Below are 1220 nucleotides of genomic sequence, written 5' to 3'. Positions count from 1 at the left end.
ATCGCCGATGAACTGAAGCTGCAAGCCTCTTTGTCCGTCGATGACGACGATGAGCCAGAAGAAAAAATACAGCACCAAGAGCAGCCAACGCGAAAAAGAGGCCGACCAAAAAAAGGATTTTAATCGGTGAAAATTTTTCTGAGCAGTAAGTGGCAAAACTGCATAATTTGCATAATGTGACGCTATATCAAGGCTTTCAGGATAATTAACTGCACAATTTTGCCTAATTAAATCTGACTGCTAATGAGGCTGTAACCCTTGCCACTAGGTCGAATTATGCAAATTTAGTCACTTTTTCGATTTTCTGCATTTTCAGGATCATCTAAAATCCAATCGTCAGGGAGGTCGCTAAATTTAAGATTCACTTGAGCCAGCATTTTTTCTAATGTTTTGATTTGAGTCATTGACAGCCGGAACTCACGCCGCCCGATCCTGTACTGCCAAAGACTGATCCTATTGAATCCCAATAGCTTAGAAAACTTGACATAATCTAAATCCCATTCTTCTAATAGCTGTTCTAACACTGTTTTTCCATTACCCCTTGACAAATCAATACGATCTTTGCTCATAATTATAGTGTTTTCGTGCGAAAACTATCAACCCCATAAGAATTCAGCCAAGGTGAAATTAACGGCTCTCCTTGGCTGATAAAAAATCACAAAACAAAAGTGATCGTGATCACCCGTTTGTTGTGATCTATATCATTTAACGGATTAAAAAAATGTGAAAAAGTAAGAAGCGGCCTAATGTAGTTCATTTGAACGGGAAAACTAACTATGGAAAATTGGCAAGAACAAACACTAACTGAACTGTTGATCATCTGTACAGATTTGTCTAAAAGCTATGCCCCGGACCGTGCTGGTGTAGCAAAAAAACTTAGACAAATCGCTTTTTCAGTCGATTTACCAAAAAATAGAGCTTATGGAAAGGAAGGTTAAAACATTATGATGTACACAACAGAAACCAAAACTAAAGGATTAACACAAGCTAACAAACACAATCCCTGTGTTCATTGCGGTAAACCTGATTGGTGCTACTCCCTTCAACCATCAGGAATAACAGTTTGCAAAAGAGACAATATCGCTACAGGATGGATCAAAACAGGCGGTCGAGATCAAGAAGGCCACTTTTATTCAATCCCTGAAAGTAAAGCAGCCCGCGAAAAAGAAAAACCAACTGTTATCGATACACAAGAATGGATTTACTACAGCCGTGACGGA

3 protein-coding genes are annotated in these 1220 nt (G+C 39.0%); 2 read left to right on the top strand and 1 reads right to left on the bottom strand.

Going from position 1 to position 1220, the window contains the following annotated elements; translation table 11 throughout:
• Positions 1-284: 284 nt before the first annotated feature.
• Positions 285-569 (bottom strand): hypothetical protein, encoded by a 285-nt coding sequence (locus C7H19_RS25200; RefSeq protein WP_106459632.1) that lies wholly within the window; start codon positions 567-569, stop codon positions 285-287.
• Positions 570-776: 207 nt separating this feature from the next.
• Here C7H19_RS25200 and C7H19_RS26090 point away from each other — a divergent pair, with 207 nt between their 5' ends.
• Both C7H19_RS26090 and C7H19_RS25195 read left to right on the top strand, forming a co-directional pair.
• Complete coding sequence (locus C7H19_RS26090) at positions 777-938, top strand: hypothetical protein (RefSeq protein WP_181280755.1); 162 nt, start codon at positions 777-779, stop codon at positions 936-938.
• A 6-nt stretch (positions 939-944) separates the two neighbouring features.
• A partial coding sequence (locus tag C7H19_RS25195; protein WP_219907758.1) for a hypothetical protein occupies positions 945-1220 on the top strand: 276 nt, incomplete at its 3' end.

It is taken from the genome of Aphanothece hegewaldii CCALA 016, assembly GCF_003007785.1.
GTDB lineage: Bacteria > Cyanobacteriota > Cyanobacteriia > Cyanobacteriales > Microcystaceae > Chroococcus > Chroococcus hegewaldii.
Note: the sequence above shows the minus strand (reverse complement) of the source record. Positions and strands in the feature narration are given on the sequence as shown.